This window comes from Mesorhizobium sp. M1078, from assembly GCF_040318615.1.
Taxonomy (GTDB): Bacteria; Pseudomonadota; Alphaproteobacteria; order Rhizobiales; family Rhizobiaceae; genus Mesorhizobium.
Genome location: NZ_JAMYMP010000023.1, coordinates 42,605 through 65,775 on the forward strand (window position 1 = coordinate 42,605; position 23,171 = coordinate 65,775).

General features: G+C 57.4%; 19 protein-coding genes. 12 read left to right on the forward strand and 7 right to left on the reverse strand.

The window, feature by feature from the left end; translation table 11 throughout:
* Positions 1–119: 119 nt before the first annotated feature.
* Together NKH38_RS24160 and NKH38_RS24165 are read left to right on the forward strand one after the other, a co-directional pair.
* On the forward strand, positions 120–2,891 hold the full coding sequence (locus NKH38_RS24160) for a PAS domain-containing protein (RefSeq protein ID WP_352764790.1): 2,772 nt from the start codon (positions 120–122) through the stop codon (positions 2,889–2,891).
* Between the two features lie 42 nt (positions 2,892–2,933).
* Entirely contained in the window at positions 2,934–3,299 is a 366-nt protein-coding gene (locus NKH38_RS24165; RefSeq protein WP_023669218.1) for a response regulator transcription factor, read from the forward strand.
* Between the two features lie 391 nt (positions 3,300–3,690).
* Here the strand turns inward: NKH38_RS24165 and NKH38_RS24170 are convergent, their stop codons facing one another.
* From NKH38_RS24170 to NKH38_RS24180, 3 genes are all read right to left on the reverse strand, one after another.
* Complete coding sequence (locus NKH38_RS24170; RefSeq protein WP_245265681.1) at positions 3,691–4,104, reverse strand: DNA-3-methyladenine glycosylase; 414 nt, start codon at positions 4,102–4,104, stop codon at positions 3,691–3,693.
* A 102-nt stretch (positions 4,105–4,206) separates the two neighbouring features.
* Positions 4,207–4,587, reverse strand: coding sequence for a nuclear transport factor 2 family protein (locus tag NKH38_RS24175; protein WP_023669215.1), 381 nt, complete (start codon positions 4,585–4,587; stop codon positions 4,207–4,209).
* Positions 4,588–4,681: 94 nt separating this feature from the next.
* Positions 4,682–5,278, reverse strand: a complete 597-nt coding sequence (locus NKH38_RS24180; protein ID WP_023669214.1) for a redoxin domain-containing protein — start codon at positions 5,276–5,278, stop codon at positions 4,682–4,684.
* A 433-nt stretch (positions 5,279–5,711) separates the two neighbouring features.
* Between NKH38_RS24180 and NKH38_RS24185 the strand changes: the two genes are divergently transcribed.
* The 7 genes from NKH38_RS24185 to NKH38_RS24215 all read left to right on the forward strand — a co-directional run bounded on the left by NKH38_RS24185 (position 5,712) and on the right by NKH38_RS24215 (position 12,989).
* Complete coding sequence (locus NKH38_RS24185) at positions 5,712–5,864, forward strand: hypothetical protein (protein ID WP_023669213.1); 153 nt, start codon at positions 5,712–5,714, stop codon at positions 5,862–5,864.
* Entirely contained in the window at positions 5,861–8,299 is a 2,439-nt protein-coding gene (locus tag NKH38_RS24190) for a PAS domain-containing protein (protein WP_156940629.1), read from the forward strand. The genes NKH38_RS24185 and NKH38_RS24190 overlap by 4 nt, the downstream gene beginning before the upstream one ends.
* The gene (locus tag NKH38_RS24195; protein WP_023669211.1) at positions 8,296–8,670 is read left to right on the forward strand and encodes a response regulator; all 375 of its coding nucleotides are present in this window, start codon (positions 8,296–8,298) and stop codon (positions 8,668–8,670) included. Before NKH38_RS24190 ends, NKH38_RS24195 begins: the two co-directional genes overlap by 4 nt.
* A gap of 42 nt (positions 8,671–8,712) precedes the next feature.
* A complete protein-coding gene (locus NKH38_RS24200) occupies positions 8,713–9,381 on the forward strand; it encodes a response regulator transcription factor (protein WP_023669210.1) in 669 nt (222 codons plus the stop codon).
* Between the two features lie 288 nt (positions 9,382–9,669).
* Positions 9,670–10,632, forward strand: a complete 963-nt coding sequence (locus NKH38_RS24205) for an enoyl-CoA hydratase/isomerase family protein (protein WP_084624951.1) — start codon at positions 9,670–9,672, stop codon at positions 10,630–10,632.
* A 53-nt stretch (positions 10,633–10,685) separates the two neighbouring features.
* Positions 10,686–12,092 carry a class II fumarate hydratase gene (gene fumC / locus NKH38_RS24210; protein WP_023706331.1) on the forward strand — a complete coding sequence of 469 codons (1,407 nt, stop codon included), beginning with the start codon at positions 10,686–10,688 and terminating at the stop codon, positions 12,090–12,092.
* 93 nt (positions 12,093–12,185) lie between these two features.
* On the forward strand, positions 12,186–12,989 hold the full coding sequence (locus tag NKH38_RS24215) for an MIP/aquaporin family protein (RefSeq protein ID WP_352764793.1): 804 nt from the start codon (positions 12,186–12,188) through the stop codon (positions 12,987–12,989).
* Between the two features lie 515 nt (positions 12,990–13,504).
* Here the strand turns inward: NKH38_RS24215 and NKH38_RS24220 are convergent.
* The 4 genes from NKH38_RS24220 to NKH38_RS24235 form a co-directional block, all read right to left on the reverse strand.
* The gene (locus NKH38_RS24220) at positions 13,505–15,103 is read right to left on the reverse strand and encodes an MFS transporter (RefSeq protein ID WP_023669205.1); all 1,599 of its coding nucleotides are present in this window, start codon (positions 15,101–15,103) and stop codon (positions 13,505–13,507) included.
* On the reverse strand, positions 15,100–16,065 hold the full coding sequence (locus NKH38_RS24225) for an HlyD family secretion protein (RefSeq protein WP_352764803.1): 966 nt from the start codon (positions 16,063–16,065) through the stop codon (positions 15,100–15,102). Before NKH38_RS24225 ends, NKH38_RS24220 begins: the two co-directional genes overlap by 4 nt.
* A gap of 449 nt (positions 16,066–16,514) precedes the next feature.
* Positions 16,515–17,588 carry an MBL fold metallo-hydrolase gene (locus NKH38_RS24230; RefSeq protein ID WP_023669203.1) on the reverse strand — a complete coding sequence of 358 codons (1,074 nt, stop codon included), beginning with the start codon at positions 17,586–17,588 and terminating at the stop codon, positions 16,515–16,517.
* Between the two features lie 1,300 nt (positions 17,589–18,888).
* On the reverse strand, positions 18,889–19,182 hold the full coding sequence (locus tag NKH38_RS24235) for a hypothetical protein (protein ID WP_023669202.1): 294 nt from the start codon (positions 19,180–19,182) through the stop codon (positions 18,889–18,891).
* Positions 19,183–19,817: 635 nt separating this feature from the next.
* On the opposite strand from NKH38_RS24235, the gene NKH38_RS24240 reads away from it, so the two are divergent.
* The 3 genes from NKH38_RS24240 to NKH38_RS24250 all read left to right on the forward strand — a co-directional run bounded on the left by NKH38_RS24240 (position 19,818) and on the right by NKH38_RS24250 (position 23,168).
* Positions 19,818–20,465: a VOC family protein gene (locus tag NKH38_RS24240; RefSeq protein WP_023669200.1), complete on the forward strand. Its 648-nt coding sequence runs from the start codon at positions 19,818–19,820 to the stop codon at positions 20,463–20,465.
* A gap of 219 nt (positions 20,466–20,684) precedes the next feature.
* A complete protein-coding gene (locus NKH38_RS24245; protein ID WP_023669199.1) occupies positions 20,685–21,977 on the forward strand; it encodes an epoxide hydrolase family protein in 1,293 nt (430 codons plus the stop codon).
* Positions 21,978–22,106: 129 nt separating this feature from the next.
* On the forward strand, positions 22,107–23,168 hold the full coding sequence (locus NKH38_RS24250) for an alpha/beta fold hydrolase (RefSeq protein ID WP_023698541.1): 1,062 nt from the start codon (positions 22,107–22,109) through the stop codon (positions 23,166–23,168).
* The last annotated feature ends 3 nt before the right edge of the window (positions 23,169–23,171 follow it).

The following is a 23,171-nucleotide window of genomic DNA, read 5'->3' on the forward strand; positions in this document are numbered from 1 at the left end:
GTCGGTCAGTTCGATATCGTTGAGCAAAATCCGTTCTTAGCCACCACGCAGGAGTTTCTTCAAGGACTTCTGCAACGCGGTACCGACAAAGCGCTCTCGCACCGAACCGCAAGCTGATCATGTATACCGATGTTCTCGCCGAGAATAAACGGCTTCAGCGCTGTCTCAGGGACTTGGGCAGTGTTATGGCGCTGTCCAGCGACTGGGTTGGCGGCGAGTCATCCCTGATCGCCGGTCAATTCCTCGAGTTAGTCCTCGGCATGTTGGACCTCGACTTCGCACACTTACACTTGAAGAGCGCCAGCAACGACTCGCCACTAAAGGTAACGCGGCTGTCACAATGGGCGCGCAGCGTGGCCACATCGGAGAATTTCGGGGCGATGCTCGCGCCCTTGACGACCGCCGAGGCGCCGCAACGACTTACGGCTGGCGGCAGTGTTCTTACGATCCTGCCTATGCGCCTCGGCGTGCTTGGAGAGTTCGGGCTGCTGGTGACGGGATCGCGGCGGGAGGATTTCCCGCGCGACACCGAGACAGTTCTCCTGAGAGTCGCGGCCGCCCAGGCGACGATCGGCTTGCAGGCGGCTTTACAAATTAGCGAACAGAAACGCTTTGCCCATGCAGAGCAAGCGCTCGCTGCAAACGAACGTAATCTTGCACAATTCCTAAACACGATTCCCGGTCTAGCGTGGTCGGCCCGGATCGACGGCTCGGCCGAGTTCTTCAACCAGCACTACCTCGACTACGTTGGGCTTACGGTCGACGAGGCGCTTGGGGCGGGCTGGGTGAAGGCAGTTCATCCGGAGGATCTAGAGGGGTTGATTGCGAGTTGGCATGCAATGTTGGCTTCACGTCAGGCGGGCGAAGCGGAGGCTCGGCTCAAGCGCTTCGACGGGGAGTACCGCTGGTTTCTGTTTCGCACAAATCCTCTGCACGACGAGGCCGGCGGCCTTGTCAAATGGTTTGGTGTCAACGTCGACATCGAAGATCGCAAAAAGACCGAGGAAGCGTTGCGCGCCGGGGAGTGGAACCTTCGTCAGCTAACCGAAACCATCCCTCAGATGCTGTGGAGCGCTACGCCGGATGGATCCATTGACTACTGCAATGCGCGTTTGTTGGATTACACCGGGTTCTCGGTCGATGAAATCATCGGCGGTGGTTGGACCAAAATGCTACACGCCGACGATGTCGAACGGGCCCGCAAAGTGTGGCTTGCTTGCATTGAGAATGGTGCGCCCTATCAGGTCGAAGTGCGGACGTTTCATGCTGCCGACGGCAGTTATCGCTGGGTCTTGACCAATGCGTTGCCACTCCATGACGACTTCGGTCGAATCCTGCGATGGTACGGTAGTTGTATCGACATCCATGATCGAAAGGAGGCTGAATCAGCTATTGCAGCGAGCGAGCGGACCCTCGCACAAATCATCGATACGATTCCGGTCTACGTTTGGTCGGCTAGTGCCGATGGTAGCACCGATTTTCTCAGTAGCGGCTATCTCGAATATCTCGGAGTTGGGCGGGATCAGATGCAGGACTGGCCCTGGTCGGCTGTGGTCCATCCGGACGATCGTGAGGCAAGCGCCGGTGTTTGGAAGGACTTGTTGGTTTCGGGGCGCGCTGGTGAAGTACAAGCCCGGTTCCGTCGTTTCGATGGGGAGTACCGTTGGTTTTTGTTTCGGGCAAATCCGCTTCGGGATGGAGCGGGAGCCGTCAAGTGGTTCGGAGTTACGATAGATATCGAGGAATTGAAGCGTGCAGAGGAAAGGTTGCGCGCCAGCGAATGGAATCTGCGTCATCTCACGGAGACCATTCCTCAGATGCTATGGAGCGCCAGACCTGACGGGGCGATTGACTACTGCAACACGCGTTTGCTCGACTATACCGGATTGGCTGCCGGCAAAATCACGGGCGACGGTTGGAAAAGTGTCGTTCATGCCGATGATCTCGCCCAAACTGCGCGCGCGTGGTCCACGAGTATCGAGACTGGAACGCCATATCAGGTGGAAGCGCGCCTCGTCCACGCTGCCGACTGTTCGTTTCGCTGGTGTCTAACCACAGGCCTGCCGCTGCGTGATGAAGAAGGGCGTATCCTCAAGTGGCATGGCGTATGTGTCGACATGCATGATTGGAAAGAGGCGCAAGACGAACTCCGCGAGACCCAGGCGGCGCTCGCTCACTTAACGCGCGTGATGACCATGAGTCAGCTTACAGCATCGATTGCCCACGAGCTAAATCAGCCTTTGGCCGGCATCATGACGAACGCCGGTACGGCCCTGCGCATGCTGACCGCCGATCCGCCGAACGTCGACGGAGCTCGTGAAACCGCAACGAGAACAATCAGAGATGCTCAGCGCGCATCGGAGGTAATCTCTCGGCTACGGGCCCTCTTCACCAAAAGAACCACGATTTCTGAGGTCGTAGATCTGAATACCGCCGCACAAGAGGTAGTTGCACTATCATCGAACGAATTACATAAACGCAATGTAAGCCTTCGCGTCAATTTTACCCAAAATCTGCCACACGTTATGGGTGACCGCGTTCAGCTGCAGCAAGTAATCCTAAACTTCATACTGAATGGCGCCGAAGCGATGGATGAAGTAATGGATCGGCCGAGAGAATTGTTGGTCTCGACGGAGCTGGAACGAACGGGCCATGTTAGGGTTTCGGTCAAGGACGCGGGCGGCGGTTTCGATCCTGCTGTAGCCGAGAAGCTCTTCGGCTCGTTCTATACGACCAAAAGCAACGGAATGGGCATCGGCTTGTCGGTTAGCAAAACCATAATCGAGAATCATCAGGGGCGTGTTTGGGCCGAACGTAATGATGACCTTGGCTCCGCATTCTACTTCTCCGTTCCTTCTCTGATTGCGGGAATATCCGTCACCAATTCTTAAACACGTTCCGCCGAGTTTGGGCGATAATTCTGGAAATGCACAATGATACCACGAGCCTACATCGCTGTTGTTGACGATGATGAGTCCGTTCGCGAGTCTCTGCCGGATCTAATCGGTGTCTTTGGGCATGAGGCCGAGGCATTCTCCTCGGCGGAGGAATTCCTGGCTTCTAAACGGGTCGATCAAACTAAGTGTTTGGTTCTTGACATCGCAATGCCTGGTATGTCCGGCATCGAGCTCCAACGCGAGCTGGCGCTCCAAGGTCGGCAGATTCCGATCGTTTTTATCACAGCACATGGTGATGACCGGGTCTGTCAGCGTCTGCGTCAGAGCGGGACAGTCGAATGTCTGCTAAAACCGTTTACTGACACTGCGCTGCTTGATGCTCTCAACGCTGTTCTCCACTGACCGGTTCAGGATGTTGCGGACGTCGCAGACCCGTGCTCTAACCGCTGCCCAAGTACCTCCGAAACTTTCGCGAAGTCTTCGCCGTCATGATTGTTGACGCGGAGAATGGCCGCGGACATGTCGTTCTGCGCCTCGCGATGACCGATCCTACTCGGCGGGATGGCACTGAAGCATTGTGCAGCCAAGGATTTCATTTAGTGAGAGGGTTCGCCTTCGGGCCATGGGAATTTCAAGCCGGCTTTTCGTTTTGGGAAGCACGGGCGGCCGTCTTTTCCCCCGTACTCCTGGGTCGCTGACGAACGGACTCTCCCTGACACAAAAATCGCGGCAGGCGCTCGCATCCTTCAAAATGCCGATCGCGTTGCTCTGCCCAATTTCACCGGGTTCATGGCTACCGCATGCGATGCCGTGGTGATCGCGTCCAAGTCATCGAGGCCTTCCGGCAAAGATCGAGCCCGTCGAGCGAACGATCAATCCGCAGCGCTTGGGCGAGCCTTCCCGGTCCTCGCGCCAAGTCGCGCAAGCGCTCAATGCTTCGACATTTGCCCGGATGATCTCGATGCGTTCGAGCGGCTCGAACGCCGTGATCAGGACGCCGATGCCGGTGCCCGGCGTCTCGTTCGAGACGTTGAGCATAGAAGGTGCCGTAGGCGAGATAGACATAGGCATGCCCGCGCTCGAGGAACAGCGAGCGGTTGCGCGGCGTCATCCCGCGATAGCCGTGGCCGGCGGCGTCGCCGATGACATAGGCTTCGGTCTCGAGGATGCGACCGCTGGCGACGCCTTCCGGCAACTCGCGAACCACTAACTTGCCAATGAGATAGCGGGCGAGGGCGGCCGTATCGTTCGGCAGCTCCGGGGGCGGGCGAGTGGGCGGCGGATGACCATCCTTTATGGCGGCCAGGGTTCAGGGAATCCGCTCGACCCATTCCGCACGCGAAGGCCCCGGCTCGAACGGATCGCCGAAATACTGGGTCTCGCGAGCCACCTTGCCATCGAGAAACTCCATGATGCTCACTGCGTAGGACGGCCGCCCGTCATAGGTCAGGACAAATTCCGTGACCCAGAGGTCGCCCGTGCCGATGATGCGCCGCACCGTGAAGCGTTTCTTGTTCGGCTGCGCGGCGCGGGACGACTGAATGCATCGCAATCCGCGAATGCGCTCGCCCGATTGCGGATAATCGAGCACCGCGTCCTCCCGATAAACCTGATGTTCCGCCTCGAGATCGTTCGCATCGGAGGCGGCCCAGTGGCGATCCAGAGCCGCTCGTATCTCCCGGTCTTCCATATCAGATCTTCTTACCCCCTAAGGCCTAACCTCGCACAGCGACTAAAGCTCGTCACCTTGCCAGCCCGCTCTCGCGCCCCGACAATCTTCGAATTCATTTCATTTCGCGAAGTGTTTGAGCGCGCGTCTTTCCATAGGGATAGAAGAGCTCCTTACGACCCGTCTGCCACGCAGCCTTGAGTTCCGGGCTGGTGATGTCCCAATCCGGTCGGCATTTCACGGTCACCGCTCGCATGTCCTGCCGCAGTTCCTCCACGGTGGGTCGCCCGAAAAACCAATACCCATTGTAGACCTTGGAGACGATGAGGCCGGGTTCCATGACGATAACGTGAGGGATCATGGGGTTGTGCGCGGGATCCGTGTACTCGGCGATGTCGAGGTCCTTCTGGATCACGCGCCGCGAGTCGGAAAGAAAAGGCCAATGAGCGCCAGCGCTCAATCGATACTCGTTTGTCTCTAGGAGATTATCCGTGGTGATGGTGACGAGCCGGCAATAACCCACCGCCATTTCGTGATAGAGCTGAACAAGCCCTTCCGCCTGCCGTCGGTCCCTAGGACAGTACCCACCTCTGCCGAGAACCAGGACCATGGGGTCTTCCCCCTGCAATTCGGAAAGCCTTCGTCGCACGGCGCCATGATCCGGTAACTCATAATCCGGAAAAATCGATCCTGGAATGATGTCGGAACGCATCTGAAAGCCTCACTGAGTGTCCCGGAGGTTGAGAACCATTTTGGCCGGACGGACCAATGAAAAGCCGGAAGAGGTATCAAAATCCATTATCCGATGGTGTCGCCGATACCATGGAATAATGGTTACTCCAGCATCGAATATAGGTCGCTAGGCTAAGGCTGAGGTTGCTGAGTCTTAGCACAATGCACCGCTTGCCAAGCCAAAGGTTCGGCGCCGGCCGCCGGCTTGTTCAGGGTTTGCTCCACTTGATGGTGAATGCATCGCGGGTCGCAGACATTGCCCGTCATTGCCTTGAAGCGTTTGAGTTGGCTTTTTCCCATCGCGCGTTTCGATCTCCGTCACCAAAATCGACACCAAGGCATAATAGACGTTCGTGTTGTCCGGGGGCATGGTCCGCCACGACGTAGACCCGTTCTGTTAGGCGACAACGGCCATGGAGAAAACCGACGCATCCGCTTCCTTCGCCGGATATGAACTCGGCGGAGCGCGTCATGGCCGTGCTTTCTTCAACGGCGATGACGAGGCGTTTCGCGTGATTGCCGCAGAACAGAAGAAGCACTGTGCAAAAGCGAAGAAGTGGTCGTGACAAGTCAGCACAATTTTAAACTCATCATCGATACCATTCCTGCGATGGCGTGGTCAGCTCGGCCCGACGGCCCCATTGAGTTTCTAAGCCATCCCTATCTTGAGTACACGGGTCAATCCATTGAGCAGGCGAGGGGTTGGGGCTGGACGGCCGCGGTCCATTCTGACGACCTGGATGGGCTGATCACCATATGGCAGACAATCATAGCCTCGGGTAAGGCCGGGGAGACCGAAGCGCGATTGCGCCGATTTGATGGAAGTTATCGGTGGTTTCTTATCCGCGTTAACCCGTTGCGGGATGAGACTGGCAACATCGTCAAATGGTATGGGGCGAACACTGACATCGATGAGCGGAAGCGGGCTGAGGACAAGGCCATCGAAGCTGAGGGCGAGCTACAACGGACTATCGACGGCATACCGGCGCTGGTTGCGACCTATAACGCGGATGGCTCGCGAATTTCTATCAACAGGCGGGGACGCGAGTTCACGGGGCTCTCTGCTGAGGATGTGACGAATGGTAGGTGGAGAGGCGCAATCCACCCAGATGACATCGGACTTGAAGAGAGCAAATGGCGCGCATGTGTCACGGCTGGAGAACCGTTCGAACATGAATACCGAGTGCGAGCGGTCGATGGTACGTATCGCTGGCACATGGCCCGTCGCGTGCCGCTCCACGACGACGCCGGTAAAGTGACCCGCTGGTACGGCATGAGCCATGATATTGAGGGTCGAAAGCAGGCGGAAGCGTTCCTCGCGGGCGAAAAGCAACTGCTGGAGATGATCGCATCGGGCAGTTTGCTTCGCGATGTTCTAAGCGCATTGTGCGAATTTATTGAAGGGGCCGCGCCTGATTGCGTATGTGATGTTCACCTGATCAATTGGAGCAACTCGACATTTGAATATGCCGTGGCTCCTTCTCTGCCTTCCGCCTACAGCGACCCGATTGCGGGGATGCCCGTCAGCGGTGAGCTTTTGCCATGTGGCATAGCGGCTTCTCAAAAGATACAGGTGGTAGCGGTGGACATCGAATCCGATCCGCGCTGGTATACGTCGCCTGTTCGGTCCCATGTTCTGCAGCACGGATACAGATCGGTCTGGAGTACGCCGGTCTGTTCCAGGGAAGGGCGGGTGTTAGCCACCTTTTGCATCGTCCAACGAAAGCCAGCGGCCCCATCGCCGCACCACCAGGATCTCATTGCGCACGCAACGCAGATCGCCAGCATCGCTATCGAGCGTTCCCTGACCGAAGCAGCGCTTAAGCGGACCGAAACTTTGCTCTCGGAAGCTCAACGTCTGAGTTCAACTGGTGCGTTCTCGTGGCGCTTGGACACAGACGAGATCGCATTTTCCGAGGAACTTTATCGTATCTTTGAATTTGACCCGAATGTCCCTGTGACGCTCGACCACATCAGTGGGCGAATCCACGCGGACGACATTCCGTCACTAACTACGCAAATGACCCGGATTCGCAGCGGTCAGAGCTATCTGGGCTACGAGATTCGGCTACGGATGTCGGACAACAGGGTAAAGTATCTCCGCACTTTCGGCCGGGTCATCCGTCATCAGGATGGCCGGATGGAATGCCTTACTGCAGTTCAGGACGTCACAGAGCGCCGGCAGGCGGAAGAAGCCCTTGGCAAGGCTCGGTCTGAACTCGCACATGTCACCAGGGTTACGAGTCTCGGAGCGTTGACCGCCTCGATAGCACATGAAGTCAATCAGCCGCTGTCGGGCATCATCACCAACGCGAGCACCTGCCTTCGGATGTTGGCCGCCGATCCGCCAAATGTTGACGGCGCACGTGTGACGGCACGTCGCACGATACGCGACGGCAACCTTGCCGCCGATGTGATCGCGCGACTGCGTGCGCTCTTCAGCAAACAAGCCCCTACGATCGAGCCGGTAGATTTGAACGAGGCTGCACGCGAGGTAATAGCATTGTCGGCGGGCGACCTTCAGAGAAGTCGCGTGGTTCTGACCTCCCAATTCCCTGAGGGGCTTCCCCTCGTCGCAGGCGACCGTGTTCAACTTCAGCAAGTGATTATGAACCTGTTGCGAAATGCTGCGGATGCGATGAGCGGCGTCGAAGATCGGCCCAAGCGGTTGGTGATTAAAACTGAACCCGACGGAGAGGATTCTGTGCGTCTCTCGGTAGAAGATGCAGGTACGGGGTTCGGCGCCGATGGTCCGGAGCGGGTATTCGAGGCTTTCTACACAACCAAGAATGAAGGCATGGGGATAGGTTTGTCCGTCAGCCGCTCCATTATCGATAACCATTGCGGGCGCCTGTGGGCGGCAGCGAATGACGGCCCGGGGGCTACGTTTACGTTTTCCGTACCCGAGTATTCCAAGTGCCAGTTGTCAGCAGGGGACGTGGCTCTAAGCGCGGGTGTCCGAGGTCGGCGACGCTCAAAGGTCAGTGTGGGGGTTAGATGAAGCTTACGCATGCACTCGTGTCGGTGGTCGATGACGATCAATCCGTACGTGAGTCCCTACCAGATTTGCTGCAGGAGTTCGGCTTTAGCGTGAAGGCATTCTCTTCAGGGAAGGAGTTCCTCGCATCTGATGCCGTCGATAAGACCAAGTGCCTCATTCTCGATGTTGCCATGCCTGGCATGACGGGACCCGAGCTGCAAGTCGAGCTGGCACGTCGCAGCAAGATGATCCCGATCATCTATATCACCGCGCAAAGGGATAGCACGATCCGCCAGCGTCTCATCGAACAGGGTGCAGTGGAGTGTCTGTTCAAGCCGTTCAGCGATCAGGTTCTTCAGGACGCGCTTATTTCGGCGCTCCGTGATCCTTGAACCTGGTAGATTGTTAATGCCATCTCAGGAGGATAATTTGCGATGTACTCTTATCTGGCGGTTCAACGAGACGGTGCGGCGAGATCGTCAACCATGTCGGACGAAACACCTGTCGTATTCATTGTCGACGACGACGTTTCGGTACGCGAATCGTTGGAACTACTCATCTGCTCTGTGGGCTGGCGACCAGAGACGTTCGCCTCAGCAAAGGCATTCCTCGAGCGGTCACGTTCGCTGGTTGCGAACTGTCTGATCCTCGACGTGAATCTTCCTGATCTGAGTGGGCTCGACCTGCAGAAGCTCATATCTGTCGACCGTACCGACATGCCCATCATCTTCATAACCGGCTATGGCGACGTACCGATGACGGTAAAAGCGATGAAAGCTGGGGCTGCCGAGTTTCTCACCAAACCATTCAACGACGAGGAACTTTTGGGTGCGATCAAGCTGGCACTCGAAAGAAGTAAGACCGCACTTGCTCTGGACTCTGAGTTGCACGTCCTTAGGGATCGTTATGTATCGCTCAGCCGACGCGAGCAAGAGGTTATGACGCTGGTCGTGCGTGGTCTCTTGAACAAGCAGGTCGGCTTTGAGCTTGGCATCAGCGAAATCACAGTCAAGGCACACCGTGGCCAGGCTATGCGGAAGATGCAGGCCCGCTCGCTGGCCGAATTGGTGAACATGGCGGCCCGACTGCGCATCACTGAGTAGAGGTTTCTCCGCGCGCGAACTATCGTGCAATCGCCATCGCGGTGAGAAGTCTCATCAATGCCAAGGTATTGGCGACACCATCGTCCTATCGCTTTGGCGACAATGTTCCTGCACCTATATCCATAGTTTCGAAGTAATGTGGAATTGTTGGCAGACCGGCTGGCGAGGCAGGGGGGTGTTCGTCAGTATTTTCGAGAGAGATGGTGTTTGGCATTGTTAAATATCGGTGTCGAAAGTTAATCTCTTTCAACGGTGTCGATCTCGACGACCAATGAGGTGGAGATAGCAATGGACAACTCTAAACCTAGAAAACCAGTGATACTGTTTTCCATTATTGCATTGTTATGCTTCTCAATTAGTGTGTTCGGGCAGAATTCAAAGCAATCCAGTGATTATAGCACGCTGCTTGCAACGACGCCAACTACGAAGACGGCGAAGATCCGCCTGACGCGGAAGAGTGAGGCCTACTGGGAAGTCACTTTCGATAATCCGCCGCTCAATATAGTTGGCCCGTCCGAAGTCCGCGAGCTTGCAAAAATTGTGGGCCAGATCGAAGCGGATCCGAGGGTCAAGGTCGTGGTGTTTGACAGCGCGGTGCCGGACTATTTCATCGCTCATTACGACCTTTTGAGTCCTCTTAAGGACTCCAGCGGTATGAAGCCGGGGCCAACGGGCATGCATCCCGTGCCGGATATCATGGTGCGCCTCAGCCGCCTGAGGGCGGTGACGATTGTTTCAATTCGCGGACGGGCGAGTGGCATCGGGAGCGAGCTTGCGCTAGCGGCAGACATGCGCTTTGCAAGTCGGGAAAAGGCGGTCGTGTCGCAGTTTGAAGTTGGCGCCGGCTTCGTCCCTGGGGGCGGCCCTATGGCGCGACTGCCTCGGTTGGTCGGCCGCGGCCGCGCTATAGAAATGTTAATCGGTGCCGAGGGCTTTGATGGCGAACTTGCCGAGCGTTACGGCTATGTGAACCGGGCGCTGCCCGATTCAGAATTGGACGGTTTTGTCGACGCCTTGGCGACGCGCATTGCTTCGTTCGATGGGCAGGCGATTGCCGACACCAAGAACCTGATCAACCAGGCCAGTTTGCCCCCGGACTCCGAAATGCAGCCGGGCTGGGACGCATTCATCACTTCTGTACAACGACCTGCGGCTCAGGCGCGTGTGAAGGTCCTTGTCGATGAAGGGCTGCAGCAGCCTGGGGATGTCGAGAAGAACCTGGAGCAATATACCGCCAAGTATCAGGAGTAATTTGCAACGTGGAATTCGATGGAGCGACGTGAGGCGTGTGAAAAGGACTGATCATGATTCAAATGCGCAAGGAGACTGATAGTCTGGGCGAGGTGGATGTGCCAGCCGATAGGCTCTGGGGAGCCCAAACGCAAAGGTCTCTCGAGTACTTTTCCATAGGGAAGGATTTGATCCCTCGCGAGATGATCGCGGCTTATGCCGTCCTTAAGAAAGGCGCTGCCAATGCAAACTACACTGGTGGGCGACTCGATGATCAGGTCCATCGACTGATCGTCCAGACATGTGACGAGATCCTTGCCGGGCGACATCAAGACATGTTTCCCCTGCATGTCTGGATGACGGGTAGCGGCACCCAGTTCAATATGAATGTCAATGAAGTGATTTCTAACCGGTGCTGCCAGCTGGTCGGGACGGTCCTTGGCAGCAAGACACCGGTACATCCGAACGACCATGTCAACATGGCGCAGTCGTCGAACGATTCATTCCCTTCCGCGATGTACATCGCTACGGCGAGCAATGCCAAACAGCGACTGATGCCGGCGGTCAAGCAGCTCTACGAAGCTCTCCGCTGCAAATCGGAGGAATGGAAGGACATCGTCAAGATCGGCCGCACCCACATGCAGGATGCGACGCCGCTGACCTTGGGCCAGGAATGGTCGGGATATGCCGAAATGCTCGCCGACGATCTGGATCGGCTCGAGACTTCGCTGGATGGCGTCTATCGCCTCGCCCTTGGCGGTACCGCGGTGGGCACGGGGATCAATTCGGCACCAGGTTTCGCAGAAGCGGCCGCAGCGGAAATCGCGAGGCTGACCGGGCTTCCCTTCGTAACGGCGCCGAACAAGTTCGCCGTTCAGGGCGCTCACGATGCGCTTGTGCAGTTTTCTGGCACGATGCGCACGCTGGCAATTTCCCTGTACAAGATCGGCAACGACGTCCGTCTCATGTCGTGCGGACCGCGGGCCGGCTTCGCCGAACTCATAATACCGGCGAACGAGCCGGGCTCGTCCATCATGCCAGGCAAGGTGAATCCCACCCAGGCCGAAGCACTAACCATGGTGGCTGTGCAAGTGATGGCCAATGACGTCGCGGTCGGATTTGGCGGAGCGAGCGGCTACCTCGAGATGAACGTCTACAAGCCCCTGATCATCCACAACATCATTCATTCGATCACGATCATGGCCGACAGTTGCACGAATTTCCGCAAGTTTCTGGTCGAGGGCACGCAGCCCAACAAGGACAAGATCGCCCAATATGTGAGCGAGTCGCTGATGCTCGTGACCGCGCTCTCGCCTGTTGTCGGCTATGATAAGGCTTCGAAGATCGCGCACTATGCGATGGACAACGATATGACGCTCAAGGCGGCCGCGCTGAAGCTCGGCTTCGTTTCCGAAGCGTTGTTCGACCGAGTGGTTGACCCGGAGAAAATGGTCAAACCTTTCGTCGCAACCTGCGCCTAGGATCGCGTCAGTTCGTCAGACGCGGGATTCGGATCCGCTGCCGGCCTCGGCAGAGGCAGTCATCACTTCAACCCAGGATTTCTAGGAGGACCCATGAGCATCCCCCCTGTCGTGTTCGGCGAGGCGGCACTCGCGTTGCAGATTGGTCAACCTCGATTCAACGCCAACTGGAAAAGTTCCGAGCATCGATTTCGGCGCCTGCTGTCCGAGTTCATCGGCACGGCAGGATTGACCTTCGTATTGTCGGCTGGCGCTGCCATCCTCGTACTGTACGGCGGAATAAAGGTTGAGCCCATCATCGCTGCATTTATCCTATCGGCGATTTCCGCGCTTTGGCTGGTCGTGGCCATCTATTTCCTCGGTGATATCAGTTCGCACTTCAATCCTGTCATGACATTTGCCTTTGCATTGCGCGGCGACATGGGTTGGCCAATGTGCGCGGCCTATGTCGTTGTGCAGTTAGTCGCGGCCGCAGCCGGATCATTTCTTGCCCGCTCGTTTTTTGGCATTGAAGGCAACCTGGCAGCCAGCGTCCCGCAAGCTGGGCAGGCCATGCAGGCGGTTTTCTTCGAGGCCATCCTTACGTTTGGCATGGTTTTGATGGTGCTTTCGATGGCAAATGGCCCTAAGCTTAATGGCCAGTTCATCCCCATTGCGGTGGGTGCTTACGTGATGTCGCTCGGGACGTTGGGCGGCCCGTACGAAGGAGGCGCGATGAATCCCGCCCGCGCCTTCGGTCCCGACCTGGCCCGCGGCGATCTGTCCACCTGGTGGGTCTATGTTTTGGGACCGGTGACCGGCACAATTGTTGCCGTTCTGGTAGCCAACGTGCTCCGCGGCCCGGCCACGGCTCAGGAAGCCCAGGCAGCAATGGGAACGCCGCGGGGTGAGGCCTGAGCATTCGGCGGACCTTCGCGCCATCCGTCGAGGATAGGATGTCATAACCCGTAGGGTCTTTGAGCAGATCTGGGTCCCTTGACGTGCTCACGCTGGAGAACGCGTTCTGCGGACCAACACCATCCAGTCCGCAAAGGAGCTATTGATCTTAGCGAAGACGCATAACTCGGCAAGAAAGACCTTTCTGGCCTCGAGGCGCCATTCCGTTCGTCCTCGCCGGTGGACCGCAATCGGGATTACTCCGACCACGAAACCGAACATTGAATTCGCTTTCGTCGATTTGGCCAATCCAGCCGGCAGCCTGGAGCGCGCCGCCACGGCACCAAGGTAGTATCTCACAGGCCGCTTTCTAAGTGCGAAACCTCCTTGAGGCGTAAGAGCTATTGACCCGACGGTTGGCAGCGATAGCGGCCAAGAGCGCGTCACGTTTGAACGGATTCAGGCGACGCGCTTTAGGATCTGTTTTCATGCATGTCGTCATCACAAAACCGCTGCGCACTTTTGCGCGACATGCATCAGACCCTCGATCCACCTACCGGGACTGAGGATCGACGGCCAAGCAACCTCCTGGAGAGGATAAGGCAAGGCGCCGCGACCAAGAACAACAGCACAATCGCCAAGAAGGCCTCGTTGAAGGAAATGGTGACGGCTTGCCTGTCCACGGCCTGCCGCAGAACCAGCAGTGCGCCTTTACCAGCAGCAACACCGTCGAGCCCCCTAGCTCCAAGTTGGCCCGCCACTGCCTTCAGGCGCTCTTCGAGGACAACATCGCCAACATCCAGGTGCGATGCCAGTACCGTCCGATTATAGGCAAGTTGTCGATCGAGATAAGTCTGCAGGAGAGCCGTGCCAGCCAGACCACCAACCTGCTTGCCAAGATCGAAAAGACCGATGCCGAAGGGCAGCGCTGTCGCAGGAAGTTGCATGAACGCAATCAGCGTCAAGCTCACGAACAGGAAACCCAGTCCAAAGCCGCGCAGGAGCAGTGGAAACTCCAAATCCACAGCTCCGCTGTCGCTTGTCGAACCCGACATGAGCCACATTGACGAGGCGAAAAACACGATCCCGACAGGAGCCAGAGCAAACGGACTTATTCCGCTTTTTTTTACGCCGATTCCTGCAATTACCAGCGAGCAGCCCAACATTGCTCCACTCGGCAGGAGAAGAGTTCCAGCATCCGTAGCTGTGAAGTTGAGGACGTTCAAGGCAAAGGCGGGGATGAGAAAGGCGCTGCCGGATAGGGCAAATCCGGCTACCAGACTGGCGACAAGGGCGAAGCAATAGTCGGGATCGCCTAAGGGCGACGCGGGAAGTATCAGACGATCCGATGCAAATTGGAACTCCCACAGCAGCAGCAGGATGACCGCCAGCAGACCGGTCAGGGTGAGAAGGATGATGTGCCCGTCGTCGAACCAATTGAACCTGCTGCCTTGTTGCGACACATAGGTCAAAGAGGCTGCGGCGATTCCAGCCAGCGCGATCTGGATGTAGGGGATGCGGATTCTGTGGCGGACCGTTTGTCCGCGGTCCGCCGCGAGCATGACGAGGGCGAGAATGCCCATCGGCACGTTGCTCAGGAATATCCAGTCCCACGAAAGGTGGTCGACAACCCAACCTTGGAGCGCTGGTGTCAATGTCGTTGGGGCCATGACGGAGCCGAGGGCTAAGAGAGCTTGCACAATCGGTTGCTGACGGCTCGGGAAACGAAGGAACAGCAGTGTCTGGCCTGCCACGAGCACGGTCGCGCCGGCAAAACCCTGAACGATGCGGCAGACGTCAATCCAGGCAATATCGACGGAAGAGATCATTGCGGCAGATGCCAAGAGAAGCGCGACCGTGCCGGCGCGCAAACAGGGCGTAGGCTTTAGCGCTGCAACAAACAGCGGCGCGACCAAAAAGCCGGTCAGCTTGGCCGCGAGAAATGCGATGTCGAAAGTCGCGAATTCGTCGGTCGTGGCATGTATGTCGCCCAGCATATCCAAGCGCCCAATAGAGAGCGCCGTGCTGGCGATCGAATCCATGACGGCTGTCAGTACAACTCCGGTCAAGACCATCGCGGCGCCGAGCACCTCGGGCTTAGTCAGTAACGGTGGCGGTTCGATCTGACGGCTCATTGTGCCGTACCGGGCCGATTATCCGCAAGGTCGCCGACCGGGTTCGAAGTGGTGGTCGCGGGATCGGTTCCTCTGCCCACCCGGACGGCAATGCGGGCTGAAAGTCCGGGAACCAGCCGACCAGGCAACGGATTGTGTGTAAGTCTTATCTTGACTGGAACGCGCTGGACGACGCGGATGAAGTTACCCGTCGCATTGTCCGGTGGCAGCACGCTGAAGGCAGCCCCGCTACCCGGGGCGAAGCTGTCGACGATACCATCGATATGAACGTCAGGGTACTCGTCGATCACCACCTGAACAGGCTGTCCAACCTCCATTCGGCCAAGCTGGGTCTCCTTGAAATTGGCGACGACCCATATACCCTTGACCGGAACAACGTCCATCGCCGGGGTGCCAGGCGTGACGTAGCGTCCGACGCGAACTTGCCGGTTGCCGATGACACCGTCGATCGGCGACAGGATGACGGTATTGGCGAGATCCATCCTGGCCAGACTAACGGAAGCTTTCGCCAGAGCCATCGCTGCTTGGGCGCCGGCGAGTTGGGCGTCGAGCACACCAAGCTTCAGCCTCTGCGCCAGAGTATTGGCCGCCTGGGCTTTGTCCCCCGCCTCGGCTTTTGCGAACGCGGTCTGCGCATCCTGGAGTTTTTGTTCGCTGGCCGTCCCGCTCTTTCGCAGAGCCATGTAGCGGTCAAGATTGGCGCTCGACAACAGCAAATCCGCTGAGACCGAGCGCTGCTGCGCCACCGCTTGTTCGATCAAGGCATCTTGCAGTTTCTGCGTTGCTTCAATGTTTGCGATCTCGGCCTGTCGGGTCGCAAGAGTGGCAATGGCTTCGTCGAGTTTCGCTCGGTAATCACTGTCGTCGATGCGAAACAGAAAGCTCCCTTTGCTAACGTCGGCGTTGTCGCCAACTGCAACTTCCACCACATAGCCGGAGAGCTTGGGCGCGATACTCGTTATATCGCCGCGGACATAAGCGTTGTCGGTAGACTCTTCGGAACGGCCGTGGAAATACCATTGCTAGACCCAGGCTGCCGACAGCGACATCGTCACAGTCGCCACCACTAGAATAGCGGTCTTTCGAGCCCAGCCTATTGGTGCTTGCGTTGATTTCTGCGAAGCCACCAGGCCGAACACAGGAGACGCCGCCGGTTGCGGTCCGTTGTCACTCCTCAAAGCCGATTGCGTGGGTCCTTCAAAGCCTTCAGCTCGGAGCATCTCAACGATCCAATCTCCAACATGCGGGGCAGTCGATCTTACAAATTGTCTGACCATGCTCCGAGGATTGCCGGCTACGCGCAGAGCGGGCTGACTCTCCGGCAAATCCTCTGAGACCACGCTTCGCGCTACCCCCCCGCGGATCGTCACATAGCTACGACCCCCGGCTGAGCTCCCGGGTTGCCAGGTCGTCAGTCGATACGAAGGCTCTGCTCCATCGCGTAACACTGGTCCCAGATGAATACGTCATAGCCGGCCAGTCGGGACTGCCACTTGGGCGTGACGGCATTGACGCATTTCACAACGACGCGGTCGATGTAGTTGTCGTAGACGGCCCAGAGATTGGGCTTGTCCTCGGCTTCCATTTCCTCGCCTGGGGGCGTTGATTTGAGGGCAGCAACGGCAGCTGACTTCAGGTCATTCATGAACTCGAGCTGCGTACGTACATCGGAATGAGTACCCACGCGATTGACATGACCTCCGACGAGCGTTTCGAACGGCAATGTGTCGATGTACGCCACCTGGTCGAAGTAACCGGGGATGTCCTTGGCAAGCGCAAAGCGACGCCACGGCATCCAGCCAGGGAAGATCACGTCGACCACCATCAGGACCTTCTGCTCGGGAGCATAGATGAAGATGTTTCCTGGCTCATGGGGGCTGCTGCCGGGATAGCTCAGGTCGAGAACCTGGCTACCGACGTTCAGGGTGTAGTGATCCTTGAACGTGACCGTAGGCAAAGGCCGCCTCGGATCCTTGGCTCGTTCGAGCAGCCGCAGGGTCTCTTCTTGGGCGATGATGATTGGATGACCGCCGAGGTCGATTACGCCGCCAATATGATCTACGTGCGCATGGCTGTAGACGATATGTGTGATTGGTCTGTCGGTCACCTCGGTGATAGCCTGACGTATGTGGGCCGAGTATCCCGGAGGTGCGTCGACCACGACGACGCCGGTTTCGTACACCAGGAACATCGACTGGTAGCCGTTGTCGGTGACCATGTAGAGGCCACGGCCCAACTCTTGGCTCCGGTATCCCTTCTTCGTCTCGATGGCCGGGGTTACGTCTTCCTTGGGAATCGGAAGATAGTGGTCAACGCGCGTACCTATCGGCGCCAGCGATGGCATACTCTGGTAAGGGGCGCCAGACTGTCCTGGCAAGGTCTCGGCGCGGGCGCTTTGGAATGGCGCCGAACTGAGTCCGACAGTGATCGCGACGGAGCCGACCTTCGCCGCTACCGCCAAAAGATTCGAACGGAAGAGAAACATAACAAATCTCCTGGTTGATTGATGTCTGCAGGGACATTTGTCGAAAATTCGAAGATTGGTTATTATGCTTAGGTGTCGCGGGTACCATGGTATTAGAAATACCCTGCGGCCCTCGGCACCAGCCCACGCCTTCGAACAATCGCCCTGGTATGGTCTTGAGTTTGTCGGGCGGATGCGGCGCGAGAAATCTCACCGCTGTCGCTTCCTCGTCTTTCGTATGGCCCAAAATGCGGTCGGACTTGATGTCAGATCACATGGCCTCCTCGCCGGCGGGCGGCCAGCGTCTCTATGATCGTTCTGACCTGCCGACCTGCCCCGCCGAGTGCCACAAAATATTGCCGAGGCTATCGTACAATAGATTTTGCCGCTACTGCAGGTCGATCTGCGCTCTACCTGATAGGGCTCCGATTTCTTGACCGACCGGCGCGAAATTCTCGGCGCAGTGAGCCTGACCGGGCCGCGAATCGCCCACTGTGGGCAATTGGGAGGAACTCATGTCACCGACGTTGCAGCGTTGGAGGGTTTGCGCGGCATAACGGCAACATTCGGGACACACAGATACCGGGGGGGGGACGCTTCTCCTACAATTCTGCCAAGTCTGAGCCAATGGCAGACGATCTTGCGCAACGCGACAGCGAAATGGGAACCAACAGAGTGCGCGATGGGTATTCCAGACCGACAGAGAAACAGTGTGAGGCAAGCGCGGTGGATCCTGGTGCCGCTATTTGGGTTGTGGATACCAGGCGGCCCGATGCCTCTCCGGTGCCACACCTGCGGAGAACCACCGGGAGGTGGGACGGCGGGATGTTTTGTTCTTACGACAAGCGCTTCAAGAGCGGTTGAGCGGTAGGTCAGGTCCATCATGGCGACTTCAAAGCATGCCATTGCAGAGGGATTGCAAATGAAGCAAAGCAGCAATGTATCACAGCCTTTTAGCTGAAGGCGTGCCGATATGATGGCGAGCATTTTGGTCGCCATCATATTCGCTCCCTTTGACTCGGTGGGTCACGAAACGGCAAGGGCATCTTGACGATGGTATCGGCGATACATTGGGATTGACCGGTGAGACAAATCGGCGGCTGCGGCCCTCGCTTGATGAGGGGCAATGCGTTGGAACCAGCTTCGCATTGCGCGGCCTCACAGCGAGACATCGACTGATGTCACCAGGCCGGTTTCCAAGGGGCAAAGCCATGGGCACAGACGGCAGGTTTTCCAGCCACAGCAAGCATGGATACAAAATGGCGGGCACTAGGCCCGCCATTGTCCGGCTCAACAGGGTTCATCACCCTGGCTTGGAGGATCATGAGCCGGCAAGGGCATTCAGATCGGCACAGAATTCCGCATAAGGCTTTGTCATTGCCGCGTCCTGGCACTCTCTCATCATCGCCATACGCTTCGCGTGCGGCAGGGTTTTGAAGGCTGCCTTGAATCTGCCTCTCATGATGGGATTCGTGTGGACGGGCTCCTTGATAGAACTGGTGTAAAACGACTGCTTGTTGATGGGGTCGATAACATCAAGCGCGCCAGCCAACGCATCCCTGCCGAGAGCCGAAAGAGTAAACGCTAGGACGAGGCATGTAGTTTTGGTGTTCATAACGAATTCTTCTCCTCGATGAGACAACCGCCTACTCGACGATCGCGATGGTGATCTATTGATAACTTCCACTGGCCGATACTCTCCGGACGGACTGTTATCTACCTGCGGATAGGAATGAATATATTGTGCGATGGTATCGTCCACACTTTGGCATAGGTCGGTGGGAAAAATGCCGATCCGTGGTACTGCGCTTGCCGAATGCCGAGGAGTAATTCGGTTCGATCGACCGATCTGCTTAGCTTTCCAATCGCTGGCCCGCGATGCGTCGGGAACACTGCAACCCTGCCGATACCAACGTGCAATAGACTAATCTCCACCGAAACTGGATGCTGTGTTCGGAGCGAGGAGCACGGACGGAGCGCGGCGCGATGCCAGCAAGATCACTAACGGCCACACAACGTGAGTTGCTCGCCGCGACGGCGATTGTCGGGATCATCGGCGCGCTTCCGGGGACGGTTGAAGCATGGCGTCGCGAGGGTTCCTCTGAGGTGGCGCCCCGCATGTCGATGAAAGCCGAAGTCGTGATCAATGGAAAGTCATGCGGCGATAGCATTGAGTAATTGACGCGGTCGCTGGCACTGCTCACGCAGATGTACTTGGGCATGCCCTGCCGCCAAACTAAGGAGCTCGACATGAGTGACGATGTAGTGCGCAGCAAAACTGCGAAAACAGCGATGATCGACCTGAAGTTCGAGGCCGTGGTTATCCCCGTTTCGGACGTCGATCGTGCCAAGCGTTTCTATGGCGGCCTGGGGTGGCGGCTCGACGCCGACTTCCCTGTCGGTGACACGTTTCGGGTTGTACAATTTACGCCCCCGGGTTCACCGGCCTCGATCCACTTCGGCACCGGCCTCACGTCGGCCGCGCCCGGCTCGGCACAGGGACTTTATCTCATTGTGTCCGATATCGAAGCAGCGCGCGCCGAGCTTGTGGCGCGCGGGGCCGACGCCAGCGAAGTGTTCCACCGTGCTGGTCCTGGACAGCCGGCAATTAGCGGCAAGGATCCAGAGGGGCGCAGTTATTCCTCGTTCGCCTCTTTCAAGGACCCGGACGGCAACGGGTGGTTGTTGCAGGAAATCACTGTGCGGCTGCCGGGACGCGTGGAGGCCGGCGACACGACATTCACCTCGTTGAATGAGCTTGCAGGTGCACTCCGGCGCACCGCGGCCGCGCATGGCGAGCACGAGAAGCGGACAGGCGGAACACGCGATGAGAACTGGCCCGACTGGTACGCCGAATACATGGCAGCGGAACAGATCGGGCAGCCGCTGCCGACGTGAGCAGGGGCGTAGTTGCTCCTGGCGCGATGCAGGATAGCTGTGTTTGCCGTATGCCGCGCGAGACCATGACGGTACGGCGCCGACACGGATCGGTGATCATTGGTTGCTTGTCTGTGACCAATCGTAAAGTATTGTTGATACAAAGGTGTGATGGATTTAGGCTGTTTTAGGTATATACTTAACTTATGTGAATAAATTGGGTTTATCGAGGAACAAATGATGTCAGCGATATCGCTATCACCAACTCGACGTGATGTCATTGTTGCAGCCGCCGCAGTTGGAGCGGCCAATCTGGTGCCTAGGGCTCTGCAAGCAGCGGTCGGGCAAGAATCTATCCGTCCGTTCAGTATTCATGTCCCGACTTGGGCGCTTGCAGATCTTCGCCGGCGTATCAAAGCTATAAGATGGCCGGAACGGGAGACCGTCAATGATCGCTCCCAGGGCGTCCAACTAGCAAAGCTGCAAACGCTGGTCGAGTATTGGGGGAGTCGTTATGACTGGCGCAAGGTGGAGACGAAACTGAATAAATTGCCGCAATTCATTACTAGTGTTGATGGAGTAGATATTCAATTCGCGCACGTCCGCTCCCCACACGAGGGGGCAATGCCCTTGCTTATGATGCATGGTTGGCCAGGCTCGATTGTGGAGCTTTTGAAAGTCATAGGCCCCCTGACCAATCCCACTGCGCATGGAGGGCGGATAGAAGATGCATTTCACCTCGTCCTTCCGACCATGCCGGGTTACGGCTTCTCGGGTAAGCCGTCTGCGACCGGTTGGGGTCCGGCGCGGATAGCTGGCGCGTTTCACGAGCTAATGCTCAGGCTGGATTACAACGAATACGTCTCCCAGGGAGGCGACTGGGGCGCGATCGTCTCGCAGGTGCTGGCCGTTCAGGCTCCGAAAGGTCTTCTCGGCATTCACGTTAACATGCCCGGGACTGTACCCCCGAGCATTCTTCGGCATCTCCGTAATTTCGACCCGGCCCCGGTGGAATTATCGGATCGGGAGAAGAGCGCCTACGATCGGCTGCTGCATTTCTACCGCGACGGTTTCGGTTATGCGGCTATGATGAATCAGAGCCCGCAAACCATCGGCTATGCCCTCTCCGATTCTCCGGTCGCAATGGCAGCTTACTTCTACGACAAGTTCGCGGAGTGGACCGATAGCGACGGAGAGCCGGAACGGATCTTCACGTATAACGAGATGCTGGATGCCATCTCCTTCTACTGGTTTACCAACTCAGGAGCTTCATCATCGCGGTCGTATTGGGAAGGCGCGCAAGCAGGCGGTGGTCCGTTTGATGCGTTCGACATCCCGAAGGTCCCTGTAGCGGTCACCGTCTATCCGGCCGAAATCTACCGCGCACCGAGGAGTTGGGGCGATAGAAGCTTCGGTAACGTCATTTACTGGAATGAAGTGGATAGAGGCGGTCATTTCGCGGCGTGGGAGCAGCCTTACGTCTTCTCTAACGAGCTCAGAGAGGCGTTCAGACCGCTACGCCGAGCAATCTGAGGCGAAAGAGGCGATTCTCCCCGCATCGTCTTCGCCCAGTAGCGCGGCCGGGTCGCCCCCCACCCGGCCGCGCATTTTAGTTGCACGTGGGGCAACAACGGACAAACCATTTCCTGAGGAGGTTTGAAAATGGACAGCATCCCACAACAAATTGACCACAATCGCCGCCGCTTACTAGGCACGGCCTTTGCCGCGATGACTGCCTTTGAACTGGGGATCGAGAAGCCAGCGGCGGCGAGATCCGCTGTCAGAAGTACAAGCAAAGAACTCCCCAAGAAAGCGGTACAAGAGCTGTTGGGTTCATTAAGGCAAATTGACGCCGGTTTGCTTAACATCGGATACGCGGAGATGGGATCTATGACCGGCGCACCGGTGATCCTCCTTCATGGATGGCCATACGACATCCAAACTTATGTCGGTGTCGCGCCTTTGTTGGCCTCTAAAGGTTATCGCGTGATCGTACCGTATCTACGAGGGTACGGCACAACACGGTTCCTTTCCGATGGCACCATGCGCAACGGGCAGCAGTCCGCAGTTGCCTTGGACGTCATTGCGCTGATGGATGCCCTCAGAATAGAACAGGCTATTCTTGCCGGCTGTGACTGGGGCGCCAGAACCGCCAATATTGTCGCTGCGCTATGGCCAGAGCGGTGCAAAGGAATGGTTTCAGTGAGCGGCTATTTGATAGGTAATCAGCAGGCAGGTAGGCAGCCGCTGCCACCGAGCGCGGAACTGCAATGGTGGTATCAGTATTACTTTGCAACCGATCGTGGGCAGGCCGGCTATCGGAAATTTACGCGCGATTTCGCAAAGCTGATCTGGCGTCTTGCATCGCCGCAATGGAATTTCGACGATGCGACCTTCGACCGTAGTGCTGCCGCGTTTGACAATCCCGATCATGTGGCGATCGTGATCCATAACTACCGCTGGCGTCTCGGCCTGGCCGAGGGCGAACCTCAATATGAGAACCTGGAGAAGCGGCTTGCGCAGGCGCCCGTCATCACCGTGCCTACAATAACGCTGGAGGGCGACGCCAATGGTGCTCCTCACCCGGAAGCCAGCGCCTACGCGAAGATGTTCTCAGGGAGGTACTCTCATCGACTGATCACGGGCGGCATAGGGCACAATCTACCCCAGGAAGCTCCGCTGGCTTTCGCCGAGGCCGTAATCGAGGTCGGTGCGGTCACGTGATTG